Origin of the sequence: Vibrio sp. V31_P5A7T61 (genome assembly GCF_009904895.1) — a bacterium.
Lineage (GTDB): Bacteria > Pseudomonadota > Gammaproteobacteria > Enterobacterales > Vibrionaceae > Vibrio > Vibrio metschnikovii.
Window position 1 is genome coordinate 90,907 of sequence record NZ_WXWI01000033.1, and the last position, 25,128, is coordinate 116,034.

At 43.9% G+C, this 25,128-nt stretch carries 21 protein-coding genes, 1 other RNA gene and 2 pseudogenes; 14 read left to right on the forward strand and 10 right to left on the reverse strand.

The window, feature by feature from the left end:
* Window positions 1–65: 65 nt before the first annotated feature.
* From CAG58_RS07975 to grpE, 4 genes are all read right to left on the reverse strand, one after another.
* On the reverse strand, window positions 66–1,352 hold the full coding sequence (locus tag CAG58_RS07975) for a DEAD/DEAH box helicase (RefSeq protein WP_158138020.1): 1,287 nt from the start codon (window positions 1,350–1,352) through the stop codon (window positions 66–68).
* A gap of 269 nt (window positions 1,353–1,621) precedes the next feature.
* On the reverse strand, window positions 1,622–2,770 hold the full coding sequence (gene dnaJ, locus CAG58_RS07980; protein ID WP_154168842.1) for a molecular chaperone DnaJ: 1,149 nt from the start codon (window positions 2,768–2,770) through the stop codon (window positions 1,622–1,624).
* A 209-nt stretch (window positions 2,771–2,979) separates the two neighbouring features.
* Window positions 2,980–4,884 carry a molecular chaperone DnaK gene (gene dnaK / locus CAG58_RS07985; protein WP_004395783.1) on the reverse strand — a complete coding sequence of 635 codons (1,905 nt, stop codon included), beginning with the start codon at window positions 4,882–4,884 and terminating at the stop codon, window positions 2,980–2,982.
* A 304-nt stretch (window positions 4,885–5,188) separates the two neighbouring features.
* Window positions 5,189–5,788: a nucleotide exchange factor GrpE gene (grpE, locus tag CAG58_RS07990; protein WP_004395784.1), complete on the reverse strand. Its 600-nt coding sequence runs from the start codon at window positions 5,786–5,788 to the stop codon at window positions 5,189–5,191.
* Window positions 5,789–5,932: 144 nt separating this feature from the next.
* Here grpE and nadK point away from each other — a divergent pair, with 144 nt between their 5' ends.
* The 3 genes from nadK to bamE all read left to right on the forward strand — a co-directional run bounded on the left by nadK (window position 5,933) and on the right by bamE (window position 9,109).
* On the forward strand, window positions 5,933–6,817 hold the full coding sequence (gene nadK, locus CAG58_RS07995) for an NAD(+) kinase (protein ID WP_004395785.1): 885 nt from the start codon (window positions 5,933–5,935) through the stop codon (window positions 6,815–6,817).
* 120 nt (window positions 6,818–6,937) lie between these two features.
* Complete coding sequence (gene recN / locus CAG58_RS08000) at window positions 6,938–8,602, forward strand: DNA repair protein RecN (RefSeq protein ID WP_004395786.1); 1,665 nt, start codon at window positions 6,938–6,940, stop codon at window positions 8,600–8,602.
* A 147-nt stretch (window positions 8,603–8,749) separates the two neighbouring features.
* A complete protein-coding gene (gene bamE, locus CAG58_RS08005) occupies window positions 8,750–9,109 on the forward strand; it encodes an outer membrane protein assembly factor BamE (RefSeq protein WP_040904610.1) in 360 nt (119 codons plus the stop codon).
* A gap of 139 nt (window positions 9,110–9,248) precedes the next feature.
* Here bamE and CAG58_RS08010 read toward each other — a convergent pair whose 3' ends face one another.
* Window positions 9,249–9,572, reverse strand: coding sequence for an RnfH family protein (locus CAG58_RS08010; RefSeq protein WP_040904612.1), 324 nt, complete (start codon window positions 9,570–9,572; stop codon window positions 9,249–9,251).
* On the reverse strand, window positions 9,569–10,003 hold the full coding sequence (locus tag CAG58_RS08015; protein WP_004395789.1) for an SRPBCC family protein: 435 nt from the start codon (window positions 10,001–10,003) through the stop codon (window positions 9,569–9,571). Before CAG58_RS08015 ends, CAG58_RS08010 begins: the two co-directional genes overlap by 4 nt.
* A gap of 281 nt (window positions 10,004–10,284) precedes the next feature.
* On the opposite strand from CAG58_RS08015, the gene smpB reads away from it, so the two are divergent.
* The 5 genes and pseudogenes from smpB to CAG58_RS08040 all read left to right on the forward strand — a co-directional run bounded on the left by smpB (window position 10,285) and on the right by CAG58_RS08040 (window position 13,884).
* Window positions 10,285–10,770: an SsrA-binding protein SmpB gene (smpB, locus tag CAG58_RS08020; protein WP_004395790.1), complete on the forward strand. Its 486-nt coding sequence runs from the start codon at window positions 10,285–10,287 to the stop codon at window positions 10,768–10,770.
* A 68-nt stretch (window positions 10,771–10,838) separates the two neighbouring features.
* Window positions 10,839–11,206, forward strand: a transfer-messenger RNA (tmRNA) gene (ssrA, locus tag CAG58_RS08025).
* A gap of 165 nt (window positions 11,207–11,371) precedes the next feature.
* Window positions 11,372–11,835: pseudogene (locus CAG58_RS08030) on the forward strand (integrase arm-type DNA-binding domain-containing protein); the annotation flags it as partial.
* A 220-nt stretch (window positions 11,836–12,055) separates the two neighbouring features.
* Window positions 12,056–13,417: a type II toxin-antitoxin system HipA family toxin gene (locus tag CAG58_RS08035; RefSeq protein WP_161426146.1), complete on the forward strand. Its 1,362-nt coding sequence runs from the start codon at window positions 12,056–12,058 to the stop codon at window positions 13,415–13,417.
* Window positions 13,402–13,884 (forward strand): helix-turn-helix transcriptional regulator, encoded by a 483-nt coding sequence (locus CAG58_RS08040; protein WP_161426147.1) that lies wholly within the window; start codon window positions 13,402–13,404, stop codon window positions 13,882–13,884. The genes CAG58_RS08035 and CAG58_RS08040 overlap by 16 nt, the downstream gene beginning before the upstream one ends.
* Window positions 13,885–14,205: 321 nt before the next feature.
* Here CAG58_RS08040 and CAG58_RS08045 read toward each other — a convergent pair whose 3' ends face one another.
* The gene (locus tag CAG58_RS08045; RefSeq protein WP_004395791.1) at window positions 14,206–14,616 is read right to left on the reverse strand and encodes a VOC family protein; all 411 of its coding nucleotides are present in this window, start codon (window positions 14,614–14,616) and stop codon (window positions 14,206–14,208) included.
* Between the two features lie 115 nt (window positions 14,617–14,731).
* Between CAG58_RS08045 and soxR the strand changes: the two genes are divergently transcribed.
* Window positions 14,732–15,178 (forward strand): redox-sensitive transcriptional activator SoxR, encoded by a 447-nt coding sequence (gene soxR, locus CAG58_RS08050; protein WP_158144165.1) that lies wholly within the window; start codon window positions 14,732–14,734, stop codon window positions 15,176–15,178.
* A 164-nt stretch (window positions 15,179–15,342) separates the two neighbouring features.
* On the opposite strand, the gene CAG58_RS08055 is transcribed toward soxR, so the two are convergent.
* Complete coding sequence (locus tag CAG58_RS08055; protein ID WP_158144166.1) at window positions 15,343–16,137, reverse strand: MetQ/NlpA family ABC transporter substrate-binding protein; 795 nt, start codon at window positions 16,135–16,137, stop codon at window positions 15,343–15,345.
* Between the two features lie 149 nt (window positions 16,138–16,286).
* Here CAG58_RS08055 and CAG58_RS08060 point away from each other — a divergent pair, with 149 nt between their 5' ends.
* On the forward strand, window positions 16,287–16,634 hold the full coding sequence (locus tag CAG58_RS08060) for a carboxymuconolactone decarboxylase family protein (RefSeq protein WP_154168894.1): 348 nt from the start codon (window positions 16,287–16,289) through the stop codon (window positions 16,632–16,634).
* A 104-nt stretch (window positions 16,635–16,738) separates the two neighbouring features.
* On the opposite strand, the gene CAG58_RS08065 is transcribed toward CAG58_RS08060, so the two are convergent.
* The gene (locus CAG58_RS08065; RefSeq protein ID WP_161429747.1) at window positions 16,739–17,728 is read right to left on the reverse strand and encodes a sulfate ABC transporter substrate-binding protein; all 990 of its coding nucleotides are present in this window, start codon (window positions 17,726–17,728) and stop codon (window positions 16,739–16,741) included.
* 326 nt (window positions 17,729–18,054) lie between these two features.
* Here CAG58_RS08065 and CAG58_RS08070 point away from each other — a divergent pair, with 326 nt between their 5' ends.
* From CAG58_RS08070 to CAG58_RS08085, 4 genes and pseudogenes are all read left to right on the forward strand, one after another.
* The gene (locus CAG58_RS08070; protein WP_161426304.1) at window positions 18,055–19,953 is read left to right on the forward strand and encodes a TonB-dependent receptor plug domain-containing protein; all 1,899 of its coding nucleotides are present in this window, start codon (window positions 18,055–18,057) and stop codon (window positions 19,951–19,953) included.
* A 422-nt stretch (window positions 19,954–20,375) separates the two neighbouring features.
* Window positions 20,376–21,980 (forward strand): BCCT family transporter, encoded by a 1,605-nt coding sequence (locus CAG58_RS08075; RefSeq protein WP_161426305.1) that lies wholly within the window; start codon window positions 20,376–20,378, stop codon window positions 21,978–21,980.
* Between the two features lie 111 nt (window positions 21,981–22,091).
* Window positions 22,092–23,234, forward strand: a pseudogene (locus tag CAG58_RS08080) (IS4-like element ISVvu2 family transposase); the annotation flags it as partial.
* Window positions 23,235–23,264: 30 nt separating this feature from the next.
* Window positions 23,265–23,738: a transposase gene (locus tag CAG58_RS08085; RefSeq protein ID WP_337247296.1), complete on the forward strand. Its 474-nt coding sequence runs from the start codon at window positions 23,265–23,267 to the stop codon at window positions 23,736–23,738.
* A 53-nt stretch (window positions 23,739–23,791) separates the two neighbouring features.
* Here the strand turns inward: CAG58_RS08085 and CAG58_RS08090 are convergent, their stop codons facing one another.
* The gene (locus tag CAG58_RS08090; protein WP_161425715.1) at window positions 23,792–25,120 is read right to left on the reverse strand and encodes a Na+/H+ antiporter family protein; all 1,329 of its coding nucleotides are present in this window, start codon (window positions 25,118–25,120) and stop codon (window positions 23,792–23,794) included.
* Window positions 25,121–25,128: the final 8 nt, after the last annotated feature.

Here is a 25,128-nt window from a genome sequence, read left to right on the forward strand (position 1 = left end):
TGTCTTGCGTATTTCAAGTAACAAAAAAGCTACCTAAAGTAGCTTTTTTATCAATCATGGTACGATTACTTGTTGCGGTTTTTTAAACGGTTCATCATTGATAAACGACGTTCAGCAGAAGCTTGATCTGGCTTGTCTTCATTAGGGTTGTTACGACGGCCTTGACGATCTTTAAAAGCCGCTTTCGTGTGCAATTTTTCAAGGTAAGCATCGCGTTTTTTCGGCTCATACCCAGGCTGTTCGACACGGCGAATGCGTTGCTGGATAAGATTCTCAACCTGAATTAACGTTAACTCTTCTTCACGACTGACAAACGATACTGCATGACCTTGCTTACCCGCTCGGCCAGTACGACCGATGCGATGCACGTAATCCTCTGCTAAAAAAGGCATATCATAGTTAATGACATGAGGCAGATCGACAATATCGAGCCCACGCGCAGCAACATCCGTAGCGACCATCACACGGGCTTTGCCCTCTTTAAATTCATCCAATGCACGGCGACGGGCACTTTGTCCTTTATCACCATGACAGATCACGGCTTTAATGCCATCTAATTTGAGCTCTTTAACCACTTGATTGGCGGTTTCTTTGTAATTCACAAACACCAAAACTTGCTGCCAGTTTTTACGGCCTATTAACTCAGAAAGTAATTCGGTTTTACGTTCTTGATCAACAGGGTAAACCACATGCGCAACCGTACTTGCTGTCGTATTAACACGATCGGCATTAATCCGTTTAGGCTTGCGTAAAATATCACCCGCTAATTGATTGAGCTGAGCAGACGTCGTCGCTGAGAACATCATGATTTGTGGTGACGTTTCAACTTCCAGCATGATCTTACGTACCGGATTAATAAATCCCATGTCTAAAATACGATCCGCTTCATCAAAAACTAAAAACTCTAAATTGGCCAGCGAGACATTACCTTCACTTAAATGCTCTTCTAAACGGCCTGGTGTTGCCACTAAAATATCAACCCCACTCTCGAGCTGACGCACTTGCGAAGACATTTTATTGCCACCGTAAACGGCGGTAACACTCAGCGAAGTATATTTAACGTAGTCTTTAATATTTTGGGCAATTTGAGCGGCTAATTCACGAGTTGGCGCTAAGATCAACGCTCGCGCGGTATGCGGAGAAGGTTTTTTACCACTATCTAATAAGCGTTGGATAACCGGTAATGAAAACGCGGCTGTTTTGCCTGTTCCGGTTTGTGCCGTTGCAAAAATATCATGCCCTTTGCGAGCCTCGGGGATCGCTTGTTGCTGAATCGGGGTTAATTTTTCATAACCACATTCTGTTAGCGCTTTAACCAATTCAGGGGCAAAACCTTGAGATAAAAATGACATTTAACGGGTTCCTTAAACAGACAGCCGATGATTCTTAATATTAGCCGAGCACTATAGCGGATTTAGGGTGATTTATCTCACATTTATCGTAACTACGGATAAATTCTCTTCTTGTTACCAACAAGCATAGTCTCTATGTCTAAAGTAATAGGTTGGAAAACTGAAGTGAACGAATCCCGATAACGATAGAGGACCGTGTGACATAGCTCAGAAAGGGAGTTAAGGCTGGAAATCCATCTTTCCAGCCTTATTACATAAAATAGCGCTAGTTAACTGGTCAAATCGTCAAAAAACTTTTTAACACCGTTGAAAAAGCCCTCTGATTTCGGTTTATGCTTATTTGCCGCATCTCCACCACAAGAGTCTTCAAGCTCACGGAGTAACTCTTTTTGACGAGCACTGAGTTTAACCGGCGTTTCCACCACCAATTTGACAATTAAATCACCGATGGCACCACCACGAACACTCTTTACACCTTTACCACGCATGCGGAACATACGTCCGGTTTGAGTTTCTTCTGGTACTTTAAGATTCACTCGCCCATCGAGTGTCGGCACTTCAACTTCACCACCTAAAGCAGCCATAGCAAAACTCACCGGGACTTCACAGTACAAGTTATTACCATCACGCTCAAAAATGTGATGTTCTTTAACATGAACTTGTACGTATAAATCCCCGGCTGGTGCGCCCATATCTCCCGCTTCACCTTCGTTAGCTAAACGGATGCGATCCCCAGTGTCCACTCCCGCAGGAATTTTGACGTTAAGGGTTTTGGTCTTCTGCTTGCGACCTTGACCATGACACACATTACAAGGATCTTTAATGATTTTGCCTTTACCATGACAGGTAGGACAGGTCTGCTGAACAGCAAAGAAGCCTTGACGCATCTGCACTTGTCCGTGACCATGACACGTTCCACAGGTTTGAGCTGAGGTTCCTTTCTTGGCACCGGATCCATCACATGAGTCACAATGAACCAGAGTTGGGATCTCAATCTCTTTACTGCAGCCACGAACCGCTTCTTCTAAGGTCAACTCCATATTGTAACGCAGATCTGCGCCACGCTGTGGACGAGGAGCACCACCGCCACGGCGACCACCGCCAAAAATATCACCGAAGACATCGCCGAAGATATCTCCAAAATCGGCACCGCCACCACTAAAACCGCCGCCGCCAAAGCCACCAGCGCCTTGTTCAAAAGCTCGATGACCATATTGATCATAGGCCGCTTTCTTTTGCGGATCAGTTAGAATTTCGTACGCTTCTTTTACTTCTTTAAACTTATCCGCAGCACTGGCATCACCCGGATTGCGATCGGGGTGGAATTTCATTGCTAGGCGCTTATAGGCCTTTTTAATATCGCGCTCTGAGGCATCACGGCTAACGCCTAATACTTCGTAAAAATCACGTTTTGACATGTTTTAAATCACCAATTATTACTACCAACGGGTTCACCGCTCGGTGTTTGTATCAATATAGATAAAGGTGCTAAGGGTATCATTGATGGTTCCCTTATCTTTATAGACACGGATATCACCACAAATTTACGGGCGTTAGAGTTCCCCCAAACGCCCGCAATCAGACCGTTTCAGACTCTCGGTAGACAAGGCTACCGAGTCAAGAACGCTTATTTCTTGTCGTCTTTCACTTCTTCAAACTCAGCATCCACAACATCGTCTTGTGTAGATTGCTGTTCAGCGCCCGCATTTTGTGCTTGAGCCTGTTGCTGAGCAATTTCCATCAGTTTTTGAGCAGCAGCCATCAGCGCTTGAACTTTCGCATCGATCTCGGCTTTATCTTCGCCTTTCTTCGCTGTTTCTAGCTCATTAATTGCCGCTTCAATTTTCTCTTTTTCATCAGCAGGTAGCGCATCACCCGCTTCTTCCACTTGCTTACGCGTTGCGTGGATCATTTGGTCAGCTTGGTTACGAGTGGTTGCCAACTCTTCAAACTTCTTATCTGCTTCTTTGTTTGCTTCCGCTTCTTGAACCATTTTCTCGATTTCAGCTTCGCTCAAACCACCAGACGCTTGGATAGTGATGTTTTGCTCTTTACCGGTTTGCTTATCTTTAGCAGAGACATGCAAGATACCGTCAGCATCCAAATCGAAAGTCACTTCAATTTGTGGCATACCACGTGGCGCAGCATTAATGCCTTCTAGGTTGAATTGACCTAGCGACTTGTTATACATCGCTTGCTTACGCTCACCTTGTAGAACATGAATCGTTACTGCACTTTGGTTATCTTCTGCTGTTGAGAATACTTGATTCGCTTTAGTTGGAATGGTCGTATTTTTCTCAATCAACTTAGTCATTACGCCACCCATAGTCTCAATACCAAGAGACAGAGGGGTTACGTCAAGCAGTAGAACGTCTTTCACTTCACCAGCAAGAACACCGCCTTGAACTGCAGCGCCAACGGCTACCGCTTCATCTGGGTTAACGTCTTTACGAGCTTCTTTACCAAAAAATTCAGCGACTTTCTTCTGAACCATTGGCATACGTGTTTGACCACCTACTAAGATAACATCGGTAATGTCTTTTACTGACAAATCCGCATCCGCTAGTGCAACTTTTAATGGCTCAAGAGAGCGTTGTACCAAGTCTTCCACTAATGACTCAAGTTTCGCACGAGTCACTTTAATGTTCATGTGTTTAGGACCTGTCGCATCAGCCGTAATGTAAGGCAGATTAACGTCAGTTTGTTGAGCAGAAGACAGTTCGATTTTCGCTTTTTCTGCCGCTTCTTTCAAACGCTGCATCGCGAGTGGATCACTTTTCAGGTTGATGCCTTGCTCTTTCTTGAACTCATCCACCAAGTAGTTGATCATACGGTTATCGAAGTCTTCACCACCAAGGTGGGTATCACCGTTGGTTGCTAATACTTCAAAGGTTTTCTCGCCTTCAACTTCGTCAATTTCGATGATAGAAATATCGAAAGTACCACCACCGAGGTCATAAACCGCGATAACGCGATCGCCACCTTGCTTATCTAGACCATACGCGAGAGCGGCTGCGGTTGGTTCGTTAATGATACGTTTAACTTCTAGACCCGCAATACGGCCAGCGTCTTTAGTCGCTTGACGTTGTGCATCGTTAAAATAAGCAGGTACAGTAATGACAGCGCCAGTGACTTTCTCACCAAGAAAGTCTTCCGCCGTTTTCTTCATTTTTTTCAGAACTTCAGCAGAGACTTGTGGTGCCGCCATTTTTTGGCCACGAGCTTCAACCCACGCATCGCCATTGTCAGCACGGACAATTTTATAAGGCATGATTTCAATATCACGCTGAACTTCTTCATCTTCAAAACGGCGACCGATCAGACGCTTGATTGCAAATAGCGTATTTTCAGGGTTGGTTACCGCTTGACGTTTGGCTGGCTGACCAACCAAGGTTTCACCATCTGTGTAAGCAATAACAGAAGGGGTTGTACGCTCGCCCTCTGCGTTTTCAATCACACGAGGTTTGTTACCGTCTAATACAGCAACACATGAGTTTGTCGTACCTAAGTCAATACCAATGATTCTACCCATCAGGCTATCTCCAAAATAATTCTATGTTCGTTTTTTGCTATACCCCTTATGTGGGGGTGGAGAATCGGGATTCAACCCCGATCACAAACAAAAACGTGAATGTTTGCTTCTCTTATGCCCCATAGATAAGGGCGAGCCCATGCATTTCAAGGGGGAATAGTAAAAAAATCTAATTTTTAATGACGATATACCGAGTTATCTGCCATAGCGTCGATAACTGGGTATAACCCCACACTCTAAAAACAAGAAGCGAAGCCTAACTGACTTCGCTTCAACAACAATAACCCGTTGTTAATCAACGACGTTATTTAGCAACCATCACCATCGCCGGACGAACAACGCGACCGTTGAGTTCATAACCTTTCTGCATCACAAACATCACGGTATTCGATGCATGATCAGCGCTCTCTTGAATCGACATCGCTTGATGGAACTCAGGATTAAAGGTTTCACCTTCAGGATTAATGACCGACACGCCAAATTTCGTCACCGCATCGACAAAACTCTTATGCGTTAGCTCAACCCCTTCAAGGAAAGGTTTAATCACCTCGTTTTCACAATCTGCCGCGTCAATCGCGCGCTCAATATTATCCAGCACCGGCAGTAACTCTTCGACAAAACGGCCAAGAGCATACTTGCGCGCTTTATCGACTTCTTGCTCGGAGCGACGGCGCATGTTCTCGACATCAGCCAAGGCACGCAGCATCGCTTCATGATTTTCCTTAGCGCGAGCTTCACTGGCCAGTAACGCCGCTTCTAATTGAGCAATTTTCGTTTCTTGGCCTTCTTCTGAGTCAACCTCGTGGTTCCAATCAATATCGGCATCGGTTCCCACAACGTCAGCTTCGGTTTCTACTGCTTGTTGCAGTTCTTCTTCTTGGATTTTTTTCTCTTCTTGGCTCATGATCTCTCCAGAATTCCTATCAAGATTGTGCAAAAGAACCACATTATCTTGGTTTCTTGACACAAACATTCGCATAAAAGCGTCACTTGCCCTTATTATGGGGATGAAGAATTCTGATTCAAGCCCAATTCAGTTGGAAAACGTATGAAAAATCCATTTACAGTGATCGCGATCATAGGTAAACCAAGAAATAAACAAGCAATTCAGACACATAACGAACTGTACTCTTGGCTCACCTCGATGGGAAAGTCAGTACTGATTGATGATCGTTTGCGTGAAATTTTAACCGATATCCCTAGCGAGCATTTTGCCAGCTTAGTCGAACTTGGTAAGGTGGCTGATTTAGCCATCGTGGTCGGAGGAGATGGCAACATGCTTGGTGCCGCGCGCGTGCTATCACGTTTTGATATATCGGTGATTGGGGTCAACCGTGGCAACCTTGGTTTTTTAACCGATCTCAATCCGGATGACTTTGAAGAGCAATTAACGGCCGTATTAGCTGGCGATTATATTGAAGAAACCCGTTTTCTACTCGAAGCAGAAATTCATCGTCACGGCCAAGTAAAAAGCCATAATGCAGCGCTCAATGAAGCGGTCCTGCACCCTGGGAAAATCGCACATATGATCGAGTTTGAGGTGTATATCGATGATAACTTCGCCTTTTCACAGCGTTCTGATGGCTTAATTGTCTCAACGCCCACTGGGTCAACCGCTTATTCATTATCAGGGGGCGGACCGATTTTATCACCCAGTTTAAATGCGATTACTTTAGTCCCCATGTTTCCACATACCTTATCCTGTCGCCCTTTGGTGGTTGATGGCAATCGACGCATTAAGTTAGTCGTATCACCAGATAACCGAGGGATTCAAGAAGTCAGCTGCGACGGGCAGGTTTCGTTGCCTGTTTCACCCGGTGATGAAGTCCATATTTACCAAAGCCCAAATGTACTCAGGCTGATTCACCCCAAAGATTACAGCTATTATCGTGTATTACGTAATAAATTAGGCTGGTCAAGTAAGTTGTTTTAATGTTTACCATTGACCAGCCGTGATCTGAGTTAAATTTTTCCTCCTGGACAACTTTACTGTATAAAGAAACAGTATATACTGTTGCTATATACAGTATTGTTTAATTATACAGGTGCACAAATGCTGGCTCATCTTAGTGTAAATAATTTTGCGATTGTAAAATCACTGCAACTTGAACTGTCTAAAGGTATGACCACCATCACCGGTGAAACGGGTGCGGGTAAATCCATTGCGATTGATGCTCTCAGTTTATGCCTAGGAGGGCGAGCCGAAGCCAGCATGGTGCGTCAAGATGAAGAAAAGACGGAAGTCAGCGCCGCTTTTATTCTTGATAACAATTTGCACGCCACACGATGGTTAGAAGACAATGATTTACTGGATGGTAAAGAGTGCATTTTGCGTAGAATCATCAGTAAAGATGGGCGTTCAAGGGCCTTTATTAACGGCAGTCCAGTCCCTCTTTCGCAACTAAAATCGCTAGGCCAACTGCTGATCAATATTCACGGTCAACACGCCCATCAGCAACTGATGAAACCCGAATTGCAACTGGCTATGCTCGATCAATATGCCGGACATCTTGATCTACTCAAGCAAACTCGACTGGCCTATCAACAGTGGCGTCAAGTTAACCACCATTTAAAACAGTTACGTGAAAACAGCCAACAGAACCAAGCTCAATTACAGCTTCTTGAATATCAAATCAAAGAACTCAATGAACTGGCGCTAGGTGAAGAAGAATTCATCGAATTAGAACAAGAGCATAAACGATTATCCAACAGTGGCGATCTGGCTATTAACTGCCAAAAAGCGATTAACTTACTGTATGAAAGTGAAGAAGTGAATGCGTTGAACTTATTGCAGACCGTCAGCCATACCTTGATTGAACTGGCCGAAATGGACGCTCAGTTGAACACGCTGCCGACTATGCTCAACGAAGCCATGATTCAACTTGAAGAAACCAACAACGAATTACGCGCCTATTTGGATCACATTGATGTTGACCCAGAACGCATGTCTTACGTTGAGGAGCGTTACTCTCGGGTGCTCTCGCTCGCCCGTAAGCACCATGTTCTGCCAGAAGAGTTATATCAGCATCATCAGGCACTTTTACAGCAAATTGCCTTACTTGATTGCTCAGAAGAAAAAATCCAAGAACTGGAAAATGACGTCGCTGTCCACTACCAAACCTTTGCAAGCTGCGCAGAAAAGCTCCATAAATCACGCAGTCGTTATGCCAAGGAGTTAGATAAGCTGATCAGTCTTAGTATGCATGAACTGAGTATGGAAAAAGCGCAATTCAAAATTGATGTGGTTCAGCATCAAGGGCAACCCTCTCCGCTTGGGTTTGATCATGTAACGTTTTTAGTCTCAACCAATCCAGGACAACCATTACAACCGATTGCCAAAGTTGCCTCTGGAGGTGAGTTATCACGTATCTCGCTAGCGATTCAAGTCATTACCGCTCAAAAAATTGATACTCCGAGCTTAATATTTGATGAAGTCGATGTCGGTATTTCTGGGCCAACCGCTGCGGTGGTTGGAAAAATGCTGCGTAAGTTAGGCGAATCGACCCAAGTCCTTTGTGTTACTCACCTACCTCAGGTCGCTGGTTGTGGTCATCATCAACTGTTTGTTGCCAAGCAGACCAAAGGCGGCAAGACCGAAACGCAAATGGTCAAACTCAGTGAAGAACAAAGAATCGCTGAACTCGCTCGCTTACTCGGTGGAAGTCAAATCACACCATCGACTTTAGCGAATGCCAAAGAATTACTGATTGCAGCTTAATAAAAACATTTTTTCTGCTAAGGTTTGCAACCTAATTCAAAATTTGTAGTCTGAACAAGCTCAGAGTGGCGTGAAGTTTTTACTTCTGCTCTGGGCTTGTTTATTATCACCCTAGTTTTGACACTTACCAGTAGTAGAATATTACCTATGCAGTTAACCAAATGGCTTGTTGCCATCCCTCTTGCCGTGACGATGTTATCCGGCTGCTCTGTTTTAGAACGTTTGGTGTATCGTATTGATATAAACCAAGGAAATTACGTTGAGCAACAAGCTGTTGAACAACTCAAATTTGGCATGACCAAAGAACAAGTCCGTTTTGTTTTAGGTTCACCGATGCTGATCGAAAATGGCTTTCCTAATACTTGGTACTACATCTACCATCATACTCCCGGTCACAATCCATCAGTGCAAAAAAACCTAATCGTAAACTTTAATGATGCAGGTCAACTGATTGAACTGTCTGGTGATTTTCAGCCTAGCGACACCTTTTTTGAAACCCTCAATTAAAGCAACTCACTGATGTTCTGAAACAGACTGATTACTATACAAAAAGCCCATCCAGTTGTTCATAATCTGGATGGGCTTTTTAGTCGTTAAGGCGAACAATCACTCACCGAGCGATCACAAACCCAACCTCAAACCACGACTAGGCTTTCTTAGTCGCGCTTGAACTGGCTAATTTGGCTTGCTCAGCACGCTTACGGCGAATGTCTTTAGGATCGGCTAACAAAGGACGGTAAATTTCAATTCGGTCATGATCTCGTACCGTCGCATCCAGTTTTACATTACGGCTAAAGACGCCAACTTTGTTTTTACTAAGATCGATCTCTGGGTAAAGACTTAAAATGCCCGATGTTTGAATGATTTCTTCTACCGTCATATGGCGATTGACAACTAACGTCATCACCCGCTGTTCATGAGGCAATGCATAAACCACTTCCACATGAATCCTATCTGACTCAATACTCATAAGGCGTACACCTGCTTCGCTCGTTGGGTAAACGCATTAACCATATTACTGGTCAACTCTGTAAAAATTTTCCCAAAGGCGAGTTCAATCATTTTGCTGGAAAATTCAAACTCTAACTTCAACTCAACCTTACAGGCATGCTCATCCAATGGGGTAAAATACCAACCTCCCCGCAAAGTTTGAAAAGGGCCATCAACCAAATGCATGATGATCGACTCAGCAGGACGCAGCTCATTGGCTGTAGTGAACGTTTTGCTGATCCCCGCTTTAGATACATCGACCGAGGCGATCATTTTATCTGCTGAAGACTCTAAAATGCGTGAGCCAGAACAGCCCGGCAAAAATTCGGGATAGCTCGCCACATCATTGACTAAATGAAACATCTGCTCAGCACTAAACGATACTAAAGCCGAGCGACAGACTTGCTTCATTATTTCCTCTTTTATCTCAGCGATTACGATAGTCCGAATTGTACGTTTATCCCTAGCTCACCTCAAGCTCAGTGCGCTTTCTGACCAAAGTTAACATTTAGCACCGTCTAAACATGAGCCACAGCCAATCAATGGGGTCAATAAAGCGCAAAATACCGCTCACGACTCGCTTTACTGACAGATTGCACCTTGAACTGCTTGAAGTTACTTAGGGATATCCTTATGCTACAGCAAGAAAAAACATTCCTTAACTTTTAACCAATCCGTAAAATGCATCCACTATGGTAAAGAAAAAATCAACGAAGAAAGCGGGTAGTAGCACTATCGCGCTCAATAAAAAAGCTCGCCATGAATACTTTATCGAAGATGAAGTGGAAGCAGGTTTAGAGCTTCAAGGCTGGGAAGTAAAATCCCTCCGTCAAGGTAAAGCGAATATTGCTGAAAGCTATGTTTTCTTGCGAGACGGCGAAGCCTTTATCTCGGGTATGACGATTACTCCATTACAACAAGCCTCAACTCACGTGGTTGCCAACCCAACTCGCGTTCGAAAATTACTGCTTTCCCGCCGTGAACTCGATAACCTGTTTGGCCGCATTAATCGCGAAGGGATGACGTTAACGGCACTGTCGTTATACTGGTCACGCTCTTGGGTCAAAATCAAAGTCGGCGTTTCAAAAGGTAAAAAACTGCACGATAAACGTGATGATCTCAAAGAAAAAGACTGGGCAAGAGAAAAAGCACGTGTGATGAAGAGTTCATTGCGCTAATTGTAACCACTTAACCATTTGATGCTAGACAGAATCTTTGATTCTGGTACTATGCACCAACTACCTCTGGGGCTGATTCTGGATTCGACGGGAATTTTGAAGTCTGAGGTGCATGCCGAGGTGCGGTAGGCCTCGTTAACAAACCGCAAAAAAATAGTCGCAAACGACGAAAACTACGCACTAGCAGCTTAATACCCTGCTGAGAGCCTTTCTGCCCTAGCTTCCGCTCGTAAGACGGGGAATAACAGAGAGTCAAAACCAAACAAGCTCGTGCCGCGTCTCCCGCCTGAGAGACAAAGCATTAAAATGAATTCAGGATAGCCATTAGATAGCGTGTCGGTTCGCAGTTTGACGGTGAAATTAAAGATCGACTAAGCATGTAGTACCAATGATGAATGATTTTCGGACGCGGGTTCAAATCCCGCCAGCTCCACCAATTCATAGTTTAAAGACGTCCTAGGGCGTCTTTTTTCTTGCCTGCAACAACGTAAAATCAACAACTTAGCATCCACCAGCGTCCAATGCGATTTCATAACAGCTTTGATTTTTAGGTACACTACAAGGTACACTGATTTTATCGTGTTAATTTGGTGTACCCATCATGGTAAAAAACACAGTAAAGCGACAGATAAAGAGATCAAAGCCTCCAAACCTAGAGAAAAAGAATATAATCTTTTCGATGGTGATGGCTTGCGACTTAGAATCAAACCTAACGGGTCAAAGCAGTGGATCTTCAACTACTATCGTCCCACAAACGGTAAACGAGCTAACTTAAGCTTTGGGATGTACCCAGAGATATCCCTTTTACAAGCAAGAAAAAGCTTACTTTCTGCCAAAGAGCTGATCGCACAAGGCATCGATCCTCAAGATGCTCGAAAACGCCAGCAGCAAGCCCATAAAGAAATCCATGAACATACCTTTGCCAATGTTGCGAAAGACTGGTTTGCCATCAAACAGCACGATGTCACTCTCGATTACGCGATCGATATCTGGCGTTCATTGGAGCTGCATATCTTCCCAAGCATCGCCAATAAACCGAAACGAGCGATCGCAATCACCGAAATACGTAATAACTGAACAAACAATTAACGCCCCACTCCCTATCGCAGCTTTCATAACTAAAACCACCCATTTTGCTCATCAACAATGTGACTTGCAATTTATGAATAACAATTTACTCATAACAAAGCCAGCCAAACATTAGTGAGTAATTATTTACTCAAAACTTGAAAAGAAAGGGCTTTAAGAGTAATGTTTTACTCATTGCTAAGTAAAGGTATTGTCGATGGAAGAAATCACTGTACAGGCTTTTATCAAAGATGAATGGATAGATATTGGTATCATCTCATTCCCTAAAAGTAACCAACATAATTTCCGAGTGACTGAACTCAACTACCTCAGCGACTATGCGCTAGAACATCACGATAAAGATGACTTTCACGCTGTTTCACTAAACCACCCTGTCTCATTCTTTTTTGATGACATGGGTAAACCTGGATGGTTAAAGTTTCTAGACGATATTATGCCTAGTGGCGCTAGTAGACGATACTGGGTCAAACACCTAGATATTGAAGACCTTAGTTCTGATGAACAAGACTATGTTTTGCTCAAGTTTGGCACAATGTCGCCTATTGGTAACTTAAGAGTAAAAGACTCTCTTCCTGAGCGCTACGAAGTAGCAGACAACCTCTACTTCTCTGTTGATGATATTAAAAATCGAGCAGGTGATTTCCTCGACTACGCACAGCAAAGAGGGGCAGCCGCAGGTGGTGCAACTGGGGCTGGAGGTGAAGCGCCAAAACTGATCCTCAGATGTGGTTTCGATCATGGATCTGGCAGCGAAAAAATATGGATTGATCCATACCAAGATGACAATAGCAATCACGACTTACATTACTTAGTAAAGTACCCTAGAGGCTCAAGAAGCACCATCGACTGCAATATTCTAAGAGCTGAGTTCTACTTCTACCACGAGCTAACCGAAATGGGAGTCGAAACGATCGCCACCGAAGGCATGCGGTTGGAGGAAGGATTAAACTACCCTTCCTTATGGCTGCCTCGATTTGATGTTCAAATTATTAATCAACAAATAAAGAGATTTGGCATGGAATCTGTGTATTCCATTTTGAAAAAAGGCGCAGGAGTCACTCTTGACCACGAAACAACAATCCGAACTCTCATAGAAAAAATTACTGAAAGCCATATGGTTAAACACCAAGGATATAGGTTTGATACCCAAGCTTTCGTCATTGAATGGGTGAAGAGAGATCTACTCAACATCTTATTTGGTAATAGTGATAACCATGGCAGAAACACTTCATTCTTAAAGGGTGATGGAGTCATAAAGCTTGCTCCCGTTTACGACTTCGCACCAATGAAAGCTGATCCTGAAGGCATTCCAAGAACAACAAAATGGAAAGCCCCACTAGAGGTTGGCGGAACTTACGACTTCGTCGGAATAGCGGACACCTTATCTGATCTCGTGCCAAAAGAAGTGTTATTACAAGAGCTAGAGGTTACTGCAAGTAAATGCATTGACTTAAAGCAGAGACTAGCGTTACGAGGAGTACCAGAACAAATCTTGGAGATGCCAGCCGTTGGACTTAATCATATATCAGAAAAGCTCACTAAATGGGGGCTACTATGAATAAGCCAAGCAATAAAGAGTCCGTACAAGATACGGTGGCTCGTCTAAGAGCAAACCGAAATCAACATCAGCCCAAGACTGGGACGAATGCAACTCATTCGACCAAAGAACGATCGCAACTTAATACTCCGACTAGATCGAAAACCTCAAAAAACGCCAAAGCAGTAAGTGCAGCAGAACGCAAAACCGAGGCAAACAAAATCATCAAACACTTATTGCTTGGAGAGCTAACACAAGGCCAAGCGTTGAAAAGTTTACGCATTAATATACTGGGACTCAAACAGGATGTGTTCGCAAGACTTGTAAATGTCTCAAGAAAAACACTCTCAGATATAGAGAATGATCGGGGCAGCTACAATACAGAGATTCTCAACAAGGTATTCAAACCATTTGGCTTAAAAGTCGGAATGCTACCGTCTTCTCCCGATGTGTTAAAATCGCTACTAATAGATAGTGAGGCTGGGTAAAATACTCAGTATCAGCGCTATTGCTTTAGATCAAATTGCTATAACAAGCTAGCATTTTTAAATGATTTAGTAATACATCGACGCGGGTTCAGTTCCTTTTGAAGTAGGAAATTGATGTAACATTTGATGCAACACCAAATTGGCAACATCGATATAAGTTACTGAATTTATGAAAAGTGAGAAACCATTTCAACTCCCGCCAGCCCACCAATTCATAGTTTAAAGACGTCTCAGGACGTCTTTTTTCTTGCCTGCAATAATTTAAAATCAATAGCTTAGCATCTAATGACGTTATCTATTCGCTTTCTCTACTTCATCGAGCTAAGTATTACGCTCATTAGGTAAATCACTTAAATAGTGTACAAATTCCACTTCAAACCCATCGGGATCGATAAAGTAAACATTACGACGAAAAGCCTCATTAGTTCCATTATCAGCAATCTCAAAACCCGCTTGCTCTAAACGTGCGATCACTGCATCAAGGTTTTGAGTTTCAAAAGCAAAATGCGCTAAGCCAACGCTGTGCCCAGTACGATCTCTGTTCCTCCCTTCGCCAAACTCATTGAGCGCAAGGTAATGATTTTCATCGCCAAAATGCACCCAAGTTCTGGCTTTGCCATACCACTCGCCACCACCTTTCGCGCGTATTTTCCAATGAGGAAAAGCGGCTCGGTAAAAGCGTAATGATTGTTCTAAATCTTTTATGACTAGATTAATGTGTTCAATTTTCATCGTTCTTCTCCTTGTGCTTGATGAAGACACAGGCTAAAACCTTAACCTTGGTTGAGGTAAAGTGTTTTTTTGCTTTTTTATAGAAAAATGAACAAAAGATGAGGCTGAGCACAATATGTCAAACGATTGGACAGTGGGGAAAGTCGCACAGCGCAGTGGGATAAGTATTAGTACACTGCATTTTTATGAACGTCAGGGACTGATTAAGAGTGACCGCAACGCAGGTAATCAACGCCGTTACCGAAAAGATATTTTACGTCGTGTTTCCGTGATAAAAGCAGCTCAGAAGCTAGGGATTTCTCTGGCAGAAATACAGCAAGCATTAGCAACATTACCTGATAGTCGAACGCCAACTCAAAAAGACTGGCAAGCACTATCAGCACAGTGGAAACAGCGTTTAGATGAACGAATTGCTGGATTGGAAAAGTTGCGCGATACGCTTGACGGTTGTATCGGTTGCGGCTGTTTATCGATGCAAACTTGCCCACTGTATAATCCAGAAGACAAACTGGCCAAACTAGGAACTGGACCCGTACTTTTAGAGCAGTGCCATATAAAATAAGGAAGACAGCAGCAAGCCATAGAGTAGTAGAGGTCATCCATAGTGGCAATGAGCCTAGATAGACTCTAGGCTTTAGGGAAAACGAACGTAACCAATATCGCTGCCGCTGTAAATAAGAAGGGGTTAGTCTTATCGCTTCCTATTCAAAAACTTAAAACAGGTATCTAATAAGCAGGCTCAATCGTACCGTTAAACGTTTCGGCAATAAATTCACTCACCGCGGCCGACTGAAAAATCTGTACAAATTGCTGATACACCGCGTTGTCTCGCTCGTTTTCACGAGTGGCAATAACCATTACCGCCAATGGTGCTTGATTGGATTCAAGAAAAATCCCCTGTTTTTTAGGATCAATACCAGCTGACATCACATAGTTCATCGTAATCGCTGCCGCATCAACTTCATCTAAAGTTCGCGGTAACTGAGCGGCATCGACTTCAAGAAACCGCAAATTTTTCGGGTTTTCAACAATATCCCTTGGAGTTGCATTGAAACCGACACCATCACGAAGCGTAATTAAATTCGCATCAGCTAACAGCAGTAAACCACGTCCACCGTTAGTTGGATCATTGGGAATCGCAATCCGTGCATTATCAGGTAAGTCTTGTAATGATCCATGACGATTCGAATAAATCCCCATCCGCATTAAAATCGAGTGACCAATCGATACTAACTTTGCCCCATGATGACGATTGTAGTTGTCTAAAAACGGTTGATGTTGATAACTATTAATATCGATACTGCCATCGGCCAGTGCGGCATTGGGAGTAATAAAATCAGAGAATTCAACAACTTTTACCGTTAAACCGTGTTTAGCCGCTTCTTTAGCGACGGCCTCAACCACTTGAGCATGTGGCCCAACGGTTGCTCCGACCTTAATTTCAGAGCGTTCTTTTTGACCACATGCCGTCAGCCCCAGCAGTAATGTTATCGCTAACGCGCAACGAATCGTACTTTTCATTTTCAGCATCCTTTCTACTCACAAAAAACAAAGACTTCTAGACGTCCATAATAAACGCAATAGAATAATTCGCAACTCGATTTGCTTTTTATTATGTTGCACTTTATATTAGATTAAACTTATTTAGCAAGAACTAACAAAGAGGTTGTATGAAATCTTATTCTCAATTACTCAAAGACAACAATACCTTAGGTAAATCTTATAAACAGCAAAGCCCTGATACCTTATCTGCGTTTATGCAATTACATAAAGCCGCTATGGCTCCTGGTGAGCTGGATCTGAAAACCAAAGAGATGATTGCACTCGGTATTGGTATCGCTGCACGTTGTGATGGTTGTATCGCCGCTCACGTTTTTGCAGCGTTAAAAGCTGGGGCGACACAAGCCGAGCTGGTTGAAGTGATCGATGTTGCTGTACTGATGGGAGGAGGCCCTTCCTTAACTTATGGTATTCAAGCACTGGGAGCAATTGAAGAGTTTGCCGCTGAATCACAATAAATAACGCCTGAAGCTAAAATAGGTTGGGGAGATAAGCGTAAACACTTTCCAGCAACAATCCCCAACCACTTATGGCAATATCATTTTTATCAATCAACGTATTATCAACGACGAGTGATTTGATCGAATGTTGCGCCTTGTGCAAAATGAGTTTGATGTGCCTGCTGCCAACCGCCAAAAACCTCATCGATAGTAAATAGTGTTAAATGAGGAAACACTTCCGTATATTTCTCAGCGATATCAGGATCTCTTGGTCGATAAAAATTTTGCGCGGCAATCTCTTGGCCGACTGGAGAATATAAATACGCCAAATACGCTTGTGCGACCTCACGAGTTCCTTTTCTATCGACTACTCGATCAACCAAACTCACGGTAGGCTCAGCAAGAATAGAGCGACTCGGAACTACGATTTGTAAGCCATGATGATTTAATTTGTTCACCGCGAGCAGAGCTTCATTTTCCCAAGCAATCAACACATCACCTATTTTCCGCTCAACAAACGTGTTCGAAGCGCCACGTGCCCCCGTATCTAAAACGCTGACATTTTCATAAATCGACTGAACAAATTGCTGCGCTTTTTCTTCGTCACCTTGATACTGATCTAAAGCGTATCCCCATGCGGCAAGATAATTCCAGCGAGCGCCACCCGAGGTTTTCGGATTAGGTGTAATGATTTCCACATCAGGTTTGATGAGATCATCCCAATCTCGAATATTTTTAGGGTTCCCCTCTCGGACCAAAAAAACAATCGTCGATGTATAAGGCGCTGAATTATAAGGTAAGCGATGAATCCAATTGGGAGCGATTCTTCCCCCCTCGGCAATGGCATCAATGTCATAAGCGAGTGCTAAAGTCACGACATCGGATTCAATACCATTCATCACGGAAACTGCTTGTCGACCTGATCCGCCGTGGGATTGCCTAACCGTGACATTATGTCCGTTTTCTGCTTGCCAATAAGTGGCGAATGCGGCGTTATATTGTTGATAAAGCTCTCTGGTCGGATCGTAAGAAACATTCAATAACACGGCATCTTTTGCCAAGGTATGTTGAGAAACACTGAATAGAGATAGAGCGAGTAGCCATGTACGCATGAGTCATCTTCCTTAGTTAATATGCGACAAGCAAATTAGCACAACATTTATAACCAAGTTAGAAATACAAATCGATTGCATATTCACTTTTGGAATATTCTACTTTTCCGGCGCTCACTCAGCCCCGCAGAGAAGATCAAGGCGACTATGGTACGCGATCAGAATTTAACTCTATAACTAGATAGCTTTTAGCACTTTTCATCTTTCATTTCGCAGACTTTCTATATAAATAACACAAAACCCCACAAACAATAATGACAACACTTCGCGTTATCATTATTATCCTTGGCCTTAAATAGAACTCGATACTAACCTCGGAATGAGTGATGAAAAGAAATAGATTAAAATCGATAACCTCTTGCTTAGTGGTAGCGCTGACCTTTCCGGTGAATGCCCAGAACCATGAAACAGGGACAGAAAACACAACCGTGGAGACTATAGTCGTTACTGCTAACGCAGGCCAAGGGATAGCCTTAATTGACGCTCCTGCGACAATTAGCGTAATAGATGTGCAAGAACAAAGTCAGTACCAAATGAATGCGGATATTGGTGACCTGATCGCCGATATTCCCGGCGTGAACGTTTCTAGTCAAGCTAATGGCTCACGTGCTGTACGCATCCGTGGTTTGAGCAACGACTACACTCAAGTGCTATTAAATGGTCAGCGTAATTACAGTCGTGAGGCTCTATGGCGCGGCAGTGATAACGCATTAAGTATTACACCAAGTGTTGCAGTGGAAAGCATTGAAGTAATCCGAGGCCCAATGTCAACCCTGTATGGCGCAGATACAATGGGCGGTGTGGTCAATGTTATCACACGCAAAAACAGCGGTAATCCAGAAGGCAGCTTCAGCGCAGAGGGCCAGAGACATCAGGGAGATAAAGGTGGTAATGGTCAGATCTATGGTTTGTACTACTCGATGCCAATTAATGATGCCATCAGCTACACCGTTTACGGTAGCTACCTCGATATAAAAGAATCGTTTTACCCACAAGCGACTGATTTCACTAAGCGTCGTGCCCAAGAGAACTACAACTTAGTCAATACTTTTGATTTTGCTATCAATGATACCCACTCACTCAGTCTCGAAGCACAACTCTCTAATGAACAACAATTAGGTAGCGCAATGTGGGGAGGTCGTCGCTTTGAACAAGAGCGTAAAATGCAGCGTTACAACTTGGGTTATGGATACCACAACTACGATGTCAGTGTCGAAGCCAACCTACATTACAGTGATTTTGATGTCGCATACGATGTTGCGTCATCCGATATTCGCGAAAAAAATTATGGCGTCGATGGCAAAACCGTGATTGCACTCGGTCAACACGATCTGGCGATTGGTGCCGAGTCTCGTAAAGCCGAAGTAGAAAATGACCGTTTTTCTGGTGGTCTGGCAAATCGAACCACATCTGCAGGTTTCATTGAGACTGATTTAGAAGTAGCACAAAATACACATTTTATCCTTGGCGCTCGTTACGATCACGACTCTCTTTTTGATGGTGAACTTACTTACCGTGGTTATCTAAACCATCACTTTACCAATAGCTGGAGCATGAAAGCAGGCGTAGGGACAGCATTTAAAGCCCCAACCATAGCACAAATCTCTCCGTCTTATACTGCACCAGGTTGTGGTGGTAAGTGTGTGGTCTATGGCAACCCAGATTTAAAAGCAGAAACGGGTACTTTTAGCGAATTAGGGGCTTACTTTAATCACCATGCCACCAGCGCGAATATTACCGTGTTCTACAACCATGTGGATAACATCATCCAGCAAGTGCGTCAGAGTAGTGGTGACTTTACTTTCGTCAATGTAGACAAAGCCGCCCTTAAGGGCCTTGAGCTGTATGCGCAACACCAATTTGATCATGTAGGCTTTGATATCTCTTATACCTATCTTGATGCCAAAGATGACATCAGTGGTGAGCGACTTGTCGGTACTTCTAAACATGAAGCGACGGTAAAAACGACGTGGTTTATGACAGATTCAACTGATCTCTTTGCTCGTTTACACTACCGCAGTGAAGTCCGTGGTGAGCTTGGTAATAATGATATTGCGGGAGTATACACCACCTTGGATCTTGGCCTGCGTTACCGTCACAATAACGATATTGATATTAAATTTGGTATCAATAACTTAACCGATAAAGATATCTCTAGCCCAGAGACCTACACTGAGGTTATCCAAGGGCGTACGGTTTATGCTGGATTAACATACCAGTTCTGATCGATGCTAACGTTGTTGTTCGATAGCATTGAGCGGTGGGGAGGTCCTCTCCTCACCCTATTTTCATCTTCGTTTGGGTATTGTTACGCCTCTCATCGGGTGATAATTCTGCCACTCAATGGCTAAAGCTCTTTATTAGATCATGAAAAGCTTTACTCACCTAAGCTCGCCCAGCAGCATCGTGAGTTATCTGAATATGGTCTCGACGGCCTCAGTTACTCTCAGCTAGGGGCGAAACCCTCTAAAACCAGAGCATAAAAATGTCTCGACAGTGATAAACATGCCTGTTTTTCGACCAGCAAAACGGATGCATTCTCAATCTATTCTGTGTTAGCATGACCAGCTTTTATGATGGACATCACAATTTTCTATTATTGTGACAACCATACCTCCTAAATTTGTTAGGTAAAAAGCGAGTTTTTATGTCTAAAGTTTCTTTGAGTGTTGATGCGTCTTGCATGACGGCATCCGATTACTCCGCCACACACCCCCCGCAGAATAACAACGCCTCACTATCACAAAAACTTGAGCTTAATAATCCCGTATTATGGCTTAGTGGTAGCTTCCTCTCCTTATTCGTATTATTAGCGGTTACCTCTCCTGAGCTGCTCACTTCTCTGATTGATTCTGGTTTTCGTTATGCCACTCAAGGTTTTGGTGCCTTTTGGCAACTGCTGTTATTGGCTAATTTTGTGATTGGTTTGGCGCTGGCTTTAACCCAAACCGGATCGGTGCGTTTAGGTGGTTTAACATCGCCAGAAATCGATAATATGAAATGGTTATCAATCATTCTTTGCACTTTACTGGCTGGTGGCGGTGTTTTTTGGGCCGCCGCCGAACCTATTGCTCATTTTGTTAACGCTCCACCGATTTTTGCTGACGCCGATTTATCGACAATGGCCATCAACGCACTCTCACAATCTTTTATGCATTGGGGATTTTTAGCTTGGGCCATTTTAGGTTGCCTTTCTTCCATCGTACTGATGCATTTACATTACGATAAAGGACTCCCTCTAAAACCTCGTACTCTGCTTTATCCGATTTTAGGTCAACGGGCCGTTACCGGCTGGGTCGCTAACTTAATTGATGCTCTGAGTATTATCGCGGTTGCCGCAGGGACTATTGGCCCGATTGGTTTTTTAGGTTTGCAAATTAGCTACGCACTGCATGCCCTATGGGGTATACCCGATACTTTCACGACACAAATCATCGTTATTTTGTTTGCGCTGGCAATGTATACCTTTTCTGCGTTAAGTGGCTTAAGTAAAGGCATTCAAGTGATCAGTCGCTATAACATTATTTTGGCGGTGATTTTAGTTCTGTTTATCCTAACTTTTGGCCCAACGGGATTTATTATTGATGGCTACTTACAAGGTGTCGCCTTGATGGTTGATAACTTTGTTCCTATGGCGCTCTATCGTGCTGACACAGATTGGCTCAGTTGGTGGACAGTCTTTTTCTGGGGCTGGTTTATTGGTTACGGACCGATGATGGCGATCTTCATTGCACGCATTTCACGTGGACGCACAGTACGCCAATTGATTCTTGCGATTAGTATCGCCGCTCCGCTGATCACCTGTTTTTGGTTTAGTATTGTTGGCGGCAGTGGATTGGCTTTTGAATTGACTAACCCAGGCGTTATTGCTCAAGGTTTTGAAGGGTTTAACTTACCTGGTGCATTATTGGCAATCACCGCTCAACTGCCCTTCCCGACCTTAATGGCTTTGCTATTTCTGGTGTTAACCACCACCTTTATTGTCACTACTGGGGATTCAATGACCTACACGATTAGCGTCGTGATCAGTGGCGAGGCTAATCCTAATGCTGCGATTCGGACCTTTTGGGGCGTAGTGATGGGAGCGATGGCGATCGTTCTGATATCAATGGGAGAAGGGAGCATTTCAGCGCTACAATCTTTCATTGTCATCACCGCCGTACCCGCTTCACTGATTTTACTGCCTTCACTATGGCAAGCGCCTAAAATGGCGACTCAAATGGCCAAAGACCAAGGCATATTGATGAAATAACAAAGGGGCTAAAAGCCTAATGCCGATCAGTTAAGAGATAAATGATCGGTTGAACGATCCTACAGATGGCTTATAAAGGCTCTAAGTTCCTAAAACTTTCAGCCTTTTATTTTGCAATTAACTACAGCCCTAACACTCGCCAAGCGTTACGCCCCCAATACTGAACAACTTGGAAAACTCAGTGACATTCTTTGTCCTGATTTCATCAACCAATGCTTAGAAGCTTCCGGTGTGGCCACTATTCGTAAACGTCGTATCCCTCTCGACATGGCCGTTTGGGCGGTCGTTGCTATGTCGCTTTACCGACAAGAGCCTTTGTGGTCAATTGTCTCCAAAGCACAATTAATGTTGCCCGGGAAACGAAGTCTGGTTGCCCCTAGCGCTATCGTTCAAGCGAGACAACGGCTCGGGGCTGATGCAATGAAAGAAGTATTCCATCAAAGCCAGAGCTTATGGAATAAAACAGCTGACCATCCGACTTGGTGTGGATTAAAACTCCTCGCTGTCGATGGTGTGGTATGGCGAACGCCAGACACCAAGGAAAACCGTGATGCGTTTCAATCTGCATCAAATCAGAATGGTGAAGGTAGCTTTCCTCAGGTGCGTATGGTTTGCCAGATGGAGTTGACCAGTCACATGCTGGTCGCCAGTGCTTTCGCGAGTTACAAAACCAATGAGATGATATTGGCGGAACAGTTGATTGAAACAACACCAGACTACAGTCTCACAATGTTCGACAGAGGGTTTTACTCTCTTAGTCTTCTTCATCGCTGGGCAAATACAGGTACTGAAAGGCATTGGCTAATGCCAATGCGCAAGAATACTCAATTTACCGAAGTCAGAAAGCTGGGTCGCAATGATCGGATTGTCGAAATCAAGACAACACCTCAAGCGAGAAAGAAGTCCCCGTCACTACCTGAAACCATCGAAGTTCGCCTGATAAAGAAAACTATCAAAGGGAAAGAAGTGAGTATCTTGACCTCGATGACTGATCATCGTCGTTATCCGCCAGCGGAAATAGCAGAGCTTTACAGTCATAGATGGGAAATCGAAGTGGGATATCGGGAAATGAAGTCTTCACTTCTGAACAACGAGTTCACACTGAGAAGTAAGAAGCCAGAGATGGTAAAACAAGAACTATGGGGCTTATTGCTTAGCTATAACATTATTAGATATCAGATGGTTAACATGGCTAAAGCTGTGCCTGGCATCTACCCCAACCAACTGAGCTTCACAACGTGTGCTCACTCTATTANGATAAAGAAAACTATCAAAGGGAAAGAAGTGAGTATCTTGACCTCGATGACTGATCATCGTCGTTATCCGCCAGCGGAAATAGCAGAGCTTTACAGTCATAGATGGGAAATCGAAGTGGGATATCGGGAAATGAAGTCTTCACTTCTGAACAACGAGTTCACACTGAGAAGTAAGAAGCCAGAGATGGTAAAACAAGAACTATGGGGCTTATTGCTTAGCTATAACATTATTAGATATCAGATGGTTAACATGGCTAAAGCTGTGCCTGGCATCTACCCCAACCAACTGAGCTTCACAACGTGTGCTCACTCTATTATTCACGTAATTTTGGGGTTCTGGTTGGAGTCGGCGGGAACAATCCCTAAGCGCATTACTCACTTGCAGGAAGAGGCGATACACCATGTCTTGCCCATTAAACGAGAAGAGCGGATATATCCGAGAGCAATAAAACCAAAGGCAAAGAAATACCCCAATAAAAAGAAAGCCAGTCAGCTTAACTGACTGGCATTAGCCTAAATTGAGCGCTCTTTTTTATAGTCAAATCTGATATAGCTCTAGAGCACCATCGCCGCTAACCAACCGAAGGCAATCAGGGGCAGGTTATAGTGAATAAAGGTCGGTACGACCGTTTCCCAAATATGTTCGTGTTGGCCATCAGCATTCAAACCAGAAGTTGGACCTAAAGTTGAATCAGAGGCTGGAGAGCCAGCATCACCTAGCGCAGCAGCGGTACCAACTAAAGCGATAGTCGCCATGGGGGAAAAACCAAAAGCCAAGCAGAGTGGTACATAAATCGTCGCAATAATCGGAATAGTAGAGAAAGACGATCCTATCCCCATGGTGACAAGGAGACCGACGACCAACATCAATAGAGCTGCGAGTGGTTTATTATCGCCAATGCTGGTTGAAAGAGCGCTAACCAGTGACTCAACACCACCAGTGGCTTTCATCACGGCAGCAAAGCCTGCAGCAGAGATCATGATAAAACCAATCATCGCCATCATGTGCACTCCTTTGGTAAACACATCATGGGTTTCTTTCCAAGCAATCACTCCGCCAAAGGTAAAAATCATAAAGCCAGCTAAAGCACCGATGATCATTGACCCAGTAGCGAGTTGCACCGCCAATGCCGCCACAATACCCAGTGTTGCGGTAAGTAAGTGCTTACGATTGATATGACTGTTTTCTTGGTGCTGAATGGTGGTCAGTTCGGTTGCTTGATATTCACGTGGTTTACGGTAAGTAAAAAAGACCGCAATCAACAAACCGACCAGCATACCAAGGCCGGGGAGTAACATTGCTATGGGTACTTGACTGGCGGTAACGTTTTGTAGGCCATTATCATGCAGGTTTTTGAGTAAGATATTATTGAGGAAAATCCCCCCAAAACCGACCGGCAGGATCATGTATGGGGTAATTAAACCAAAAGTCAGCACACAGGCTATCATTCGGCGGTCGATCTTGAGACGAGCAAATACCGCCAATAAGGGCGGGATCAGGATCGGAATAAAAGCGATATGCACCGGGATCACGTTTTGCGACGACATCGCCATCAGCAGTAAAGCCACGAGCACGGCATACTTTAATCCCGTTGTCGCCGCATGATTTTGTTTACCATGGAGACGTTTAATCACGCTTTGGGCAAGGACATCAGTAATACCGGAGCGAGAAATTGCCACCGCGAAAGTGCCTAACATGGCATAGCTCAGAGCTATCGTCGCGCCGCCACCTAAACCACTTTCAAACGCAGCGACAGACTCATTTAAACTCATACCAGCAACAAGGCCACCGACCATCGCACTGAACGTGAGGGCGACGACCACATTAATGCGCATCAATGCTAAAATCAGCATGACGCACACAGATATAACAACAGGGTTCATAAATATCT